The following is a 6,338-nucleotide window of genomic DNA, read 5'->3' as shown; positions in this document are numbered from 1 at the left end:
GCATACGAGTACTGCGCATGTCTCGTGGGCTCGGAGATGTGTATCAGAGACAGGCTGGGGCTCACCCAGGAGGGGGGAGGGTGAAATCAATCCCCGCCTCTTAGGTGAGGTGTCCGCTGTCAGCGTGGGTGCGTCAGTCTTCCGCTCGTGCGCGCCGCGTCTGACGCGCCAGTCCCAGGCCCAGCAGGAGCAGCAGGGCCAGGGCCGCGCCCCCGTCCCCGCTGGTTCCACAGGCGCAGCCGCCGCCCGTGCCTCCCAGGGTCCTGGCCTGTGCCTTCAGCGTGAGCGAGGCCTCCGTCGTCGTCTCTCCTCGCAGGCGCAGCTTCAGCGTTCCCTCCGCGGGGCCTCCCACCTCGCCGCGGAAGGTGACGCCCACCGTCGTCTGCGCTCCCGGTGCCAGCTCCGCGTCCAGTGCGCTCGCGTCGATCTCGAAGGCCGGATTGCTGTTCGACACCACGCTCAACCTCGCCGGCGACGCGGACTGGTTCGTGAGCGTCACCGTGCGCGGCGTGCTGGTGGCGCCAATGTCCACCCAGCCCAGGTCCAGCTCCATGGGCTCGATTGTCAGGAAGCTGGCCACCGACACGCCCGACAGGGTCACCAGCGCCGCGCGCTCCAGGTCCTTCGTGCTCAGGACCAGCGTCGCCTTCGCCGCGCCAATCACCGACGTGTCGAACTTCAGATCCAGCGTCAGCGAGTCGCCCTGCGGCAGGGTGCGGCCCTCCGCTCCTACGACGGGAGACACCACCACGAAACTCGCGGCCTGGGGCCCCTCCACCTTGGGCGGCATCAACACCAGCTCCTGGGTGGTGTCGTTGGTAAGCACCACCTTCGCCGTCGCCGCCTCCGCCTGGCGCACGGTGCCGAAGTCCAGCGAACGGTTGAGCGCCCGGAACACCGTGGAGAGCCCACGGCCGGACAGCGACACCTGCGCTTCTGGCGACTCGAGGTCGTTCGTCACCACGAGGAGGTTGGCCTTGGAGGTGACGTCCGGACGGGGGACGTACTTGACGAAGACGTCCCTCGACTCCTGGGCTGCCAGCGTGAGGGGGAGCGTAGGCGCCGAATCCAGGCTGAAGTGCGAGGGTTCGGAGTTCTCCGCCGCTGCGATGATCTCCAGCCCCCGCACCACCAACGGCTGGAGGGACTCGTTGGTGAGCCGCACGAAGCGGATCGCCGAGGCGGAGGACTCGGCCACCCGCGCTCCAAACTCCAGCGTGGGGGTGGACAGGCTGAGCTGGCTCGTCCGGCCCTGGCCCCCCAACGTCACGAGCATGGTGCTCGTCTGGCTGTCTTCAGAGGTGATGCGCAGGATCGCGTTGAAGCGCCGCTGGGCGTCCGGACGGAACTGAAGCGACATATCCAGACTGCCATCCGGCGGCAGCGCCAGGGGCAGATTGGGCTTCTGCAGGATGAACGCTCTCGCATCCTCCGCGTCCAGCGAGATCTCCTTCACGGTGAGCGTGCTCGCCTCCGCGCCGCTCCCGGCGTCCGCGGATCCCTTGGGCCCGACATGCGTCAGTCGCAGCCCGATGCCATCCGAGGTCGTGTTCACCCGGGTGCCTCCAAAGTCCAGCGCACCCTCGAAGGCCTGGCCGTCCCGGCGTGCCACCGCCAGCCTCGCCAGCGTGGCCGTTCCCTGAAGGGGGAGCTCCTGCGGAAGCTGGGAGGATGCCTCCACCCGCACCGTGGCCTTGGCCGTCCGGAGTCCGCCCGTCGACCCCTGCGGGGTGAAACGCAGCTTCACCGTGGCACTGCCGTTCGCGGGCACCTTGGGCAGCGTCTCCTGCACGGAGAACTCCGAGTTTCCCGCGGGGATCGTCACGGAGATGTTCGCATCGGTGATGCCCGTATTGGTCACCGTCACCGTCTTTTCCAGGGACGAGCCGAAGTTCACGCGTCCGAAGTCGATGGTCGAGGGCGACAGACTCACGCCACCCACTCCATCCACGATCAGCTTCACGACGGTGGACGACGGATCCGCGTTGCTGGAGATGACCAGGTTGCGCTCGATCTTGAGGAGCTGGGTGGGCTTCGCGGTGACGTAGAATGCATGCGGGGTGCCGGGCTCCACCGTGAAGGCGGGCACGACAGGACTCAGGGTGGAGGGGCAAACCGCGGTCTTCTGCGTGTCCGCGCGGATGCAGAATTGGTCTGGGACGGACACGGAGTAGACCACCAGCGGGGCCTTGCCCGTGTTCGTCACCACCACCGGCTGCGGATCCCCTTCGACCGTGATGGCTTGAGGCGCGAATTCGGGTGCGCCACCGGGCAGTGTCAACACGGGGATGGTGCCCCGGCCCGAGACCGTGATGATCTGGTCCGTGCTTTCGTTCGAATTGCTCAGCACGTGCACGGTGCCAGTCACCTCCAGCGCGGACTCGGGACGGAAGGTGACATCGAGCTGAACCGGCGCATTCTTCTCAATGGTCACGGGGAACTGCTGGTTGTTCTGCAGCCTGGCTGTGAAAGGACCGCTTCCCGTCGCATTGGTGATGGTGAGGGGGGCGGAGCCGATGTTCGACAAGGTGACGGTCTGGGTGCTGGAGGACAGCCGGGGGATGTCATTGAAAACAAGCTGATTCTTGTTCAGCTGCAGTTGCGCGACCGCGGCAACGCCGGACAGCTTGACCTTCAGGCTGGCCGTGGCCGGCGTCTTCGTAGCGAGTTCGAGGTCGCCGAAGTAGTTGCCCGGGCGCTGGGGTACGAACGTGATTTCGATCCTGCGCCTGCCACCCACCGGGATGGCGGAGTTGGATCCACCAATCAGGTCGATGTTGAAGGTTCCAACGCTGGTGGCCACCTCCGCCAGTTCAACCTCCACCTTCCCTGTGTTGATGATGTCCACGGGCAGCATGAGCGAGCCTCCTGGCTGCGTGGCGGGGAAATCCACGGTGGCCAACGAAGTGGAGAATTTGGCCTCCGCGCCAGTCCCCTTCAGTCGGAAGCTGCGCTTCGTCTCAATATTACTGAGGGTTCCACGGTAGGTGATCTCCAGGCTGGCTTCGTACTCCTGGTCCTCGATGTTGGGACTGAAGGTCACCCGGAAGGGCTGGGGCCGCTTCGCACCCTTCTCGAGCACGGGCTCGGAGCTGGTGACGTTATCCACGGAGAACGCCGTGCCGGACGGCTCGATGTGGACGTCGGTGACCTTCAGCGGCTCGGTCGCGCTGCTGCTGTTGCTCACGTTGAGGCTGAGGTTGACGTGGGTGCTCCGGATCTGCTTGTGACCGAAGTTGATCTCGCTCGCGGTGAAGACGGCGTTGGGGCCATTGGAGTTGCCCTTGACGACGAGCACGGGTGGCAGCCGCTGATCATTCGTGGTGTAGAAACGCAGCCGCGCCTCCAGGTCGCCCGTGCTGGTCATTGGACGGAAGAGCACCTTCACCTTGGTTTCCCCGCCCGGTTGCAAGGTCTGGGGCGGGAAGTCGACGACCTGGAACAAGGTGTTGTTGTCCTCCGGGATGACCTTCGAAAGGAACAGCGCCTGGTTGCCGCTATTGCGCAAGGTCGCTTCCTTCGTGGACTCTCCTCCGGGAGCCACGTTGGGCATCACCAGCGGGTTGGTGACCAGGGTCAGCTCAGGAGCGAGCGCCCTGCCGGTGATCGTCACCGAAGGCACGGCCTGCGAAGCATCCGTCTGGAGTTGGAGCGTCTTCGAATAGTTGCCTGAAGTGGTCGCGGCGAAGGTCACCGTCACCGGAGCGGTACCGCCGTTCTTCTGGACGGTCAGGCCCTCCGCCGGAATGCCAGAGACCGTGAAGGGGTCCAGGATCCCTGGTGACACGGCGAACACCTTGATGGGCCAGTTGCTGTTGTTCGAGAGGATGACCTGCTGGGTCAGGGGCGGCGCGCCGACGGTGTAGTCAGAAAAGCTCAGGGTGGTCGTGCTGACTCCCAGCGAAGTCTTGCGCGCGGTTCCACGGAGGGGCACGTTGGACACGCAGGACGTGGTGGGCGACGTGCCGAAGGTGAGCACGCCCTCCACGGCGCCGCTCTCATTGGCGCCGGGGTTGAAGGTCACGAAGAGCTCACGGCCCGCTGAGCCCGGTGCCAGGGTGAACGATGTGGTGGGGCTCACGGAATAGGCACTGCTGCCCGTCACCGCGGGCGTCACCGTCAGCGCGACCGTCCCCGTGTTGGTCACCGTCACCTTCTTCTGCTCACTGCCTACGTCTCCTGCCTCCTGTTCGGCGAACTCGAACGAAAGGGGGCTGATGCCCAGGCAGACGTTGCCCGGCGTCTTGGTCCCGGACAGAGAGAGTTCAGGTGCGGCGGGGTCGTTGCTGGTGAAGGTGAGCTTTCCGGCCGTGGCGCTCGTCTGCGTGGGGCGGAACGTCAGCTGGAGGCGCTGGGTGTTTCCGGGCGCGAGGTTGAAGGGGCCCGAGGGATCCACCCGGAAGGGAGAGTCCTGTGGCAGCGCCAGCTGGGTCACCGTGAGCAGGCTGTCTCCTCCGTTCTTGACCGTGACCTCCTGGGGCGCGCTGTCGGTGTCGAACGGTGTTTGCTCGAAGGCCATCTCGGTGCGGCTCAAGACGAGCTTCGGGCTGGACGGAATGGAGCCTGAGAGCGTTACGGATTGATCCGCGACATTGCTCTTGAAGACCAGGGTGTCGGAGGGAGTCCCGGACGGACGCGGCCGAAACGTCACCTTCAGGCGTTGGGTTCCCCCGGGGGCGATGCTGAAGGGGGCCGCAGTATCGACCCGGAAGAAGGAGTTCTGGGTCAAAACCAGTTGGCTCACGTTGAGCGCACTGCCGCCTTCGTTCCAGACCGTGAGCTCCTGGGGGGCGCTGTCGGTGTCCAGGGGCGTCTGCGGGAAGACCATCGCATTGAGGCTCAGTACGAGCTTGGGCAGGATGACCGCGGGTGTGGCGCCAGACAGAGAGACGCCGGGCACGTCCGTGCCATCAATGGTGAAGGCGAGGGTCTCGTTCCAACTGCCCGTCTCCGTCGGACGGAACGTCAACTTCAGACGTTGGGTATCTCCGGACGCGAGGCTGAATGGCCCGGAGGTGTCGACGTGGAATGGTGAGTTGGCGGGCAGCTTCACCTGGGTCACGGTGAGCACGCCCCCTCCGTCATTCCGGACGGTGACCTCCTGGATGGCGCTTTCGGCGTTCACCGGCGTCTGCTCGAAGGTCAGCGTCGCGCGACTCAAGCCGAGCTTGGGAGGGACCACGGCGGGCGTGGAGCCCGTCAGCGTGACACCTGGCACGTCGGTGCCACCGATGGTGAAGCTGAGATTGTGGGTCCAATTGCCCGGCACCGTCGGGCGGAACGCCAACTTCAGACGTTGGGTGTCTCCCTTCGCGAGGCTGAAGGAACCCGTGATGTCGACGCGGAACGGTGAACTGGCGGGCAGCTTCACCTGGGTCACCGTGAGCAGGCCATCTCCGTCGTTCCGGACGATGACCTCCTGGATGGCGGTGTCGGTGTTCACGGGTGTCTCGCCGAATGCAACCGCGGTCCGGCTCACGCCAATCTTCGCGGGGGACAGCCCCACGCCGGTGAGCAAGACGGACGGCGGAGCCGGGCACACGGTTGAAGCGCTCGTCAGAAAGAGCGCACGCGTGATGGAGCCCAGGTCCTCAATGCTCATGGGACCGAAGTTCAGCGGGATCGCCACCGAACTCGCGGGCTGGATGAACCACGTGTCAGAGCCCACGATGAAGGGAGCGGTAGTGGAAGGCACCATGCGGAACTCTTCATTGCCCAGGTTCATGACCGTGAGGCTGCGCGGTGTATAGGTCCCCAATTCATGGGCGCCGAAGTCCACGGATGTCTGTCCGACGATGATCAACGGGCCCGAGGCCTTACCTTCCAGCTCCACGGTGATCGACGGGGCGGCCGGATCATTCGTGTGAAGCGTCAGCGTGCCGTGGAAGGTCCCGGGCTGGTTTGGAGTAAAGGCAACCTGCACGGTCATTGCTTCCGGGCTGCTCACGGGCGTGGGCGGCACGGAGCAGTTGGTGTCACAGCGGTTGGCCGCCGTGTCGTAAAGACCGTTGAAGGTGAAGCCACCGGTGGTCGTGACCCGGTGGATCGTGAGCGCCGTGCTGCCGGTGTTGAACAGCTTGATGGAGTCCTGCTGCGGGGCGCACGCAGGCTGGTCTCCGAAGTCGATGGAGGTGTCCGACACGCTGAGCGACGACGTGCCTGTCGCGGGTCGCAGCGACTCGATGTGGGCCCTGGCTCTGCCGGGCTCCGGTGGCTTCTCCGCCTCGGGACCGCAGGCGGTCAGGACGCACAGTGCAGCCGTCAGGATGAACAGGATGCGTTGCATGAGGCGACCTCAGTTCTCGGCGTGAAGGGCCGGGGCCTTGGCGGTAGGGGAG

The 6,338-nt window shown here is 65.5% G+C and carries 1 protein-coding gene; it reads right to left on the bottom strand.

Features of this window, described 5'->3' with window-relative positions:
- Positions 1-133: 133 nt before the first annotated feature.
- Positions 134-6,286 (bottom strand): choice-of-anchor D domain-containing protein, encoded by a 6,153-nt coding sequence (locus D7W81_RS38880; protein WP_120560398.1) that lies wholly within the window; start codon positions 6,284-6,286, stop codon positions 134-136.
- Between the last annotated feature and the right edge of the window lie 52 nt (positions 6,287-6,338).

The sequence above is a fragment of the Corallococcus aberystwythensis genome (assembly GCF_003612165.1).
Taxonomy (GTDB): domain Bacteria; phylum Myxococcota; class Myxococcia; order Myxococcales; family Myxococcaceae; genus Corallococcus; species Corallococcus aberystwythensis.
The sequence above is the reverse complement of the archived record's forward strand: the minus strand, read 5'-3'. Positions and strand labels throughout refer to the sequence as shown.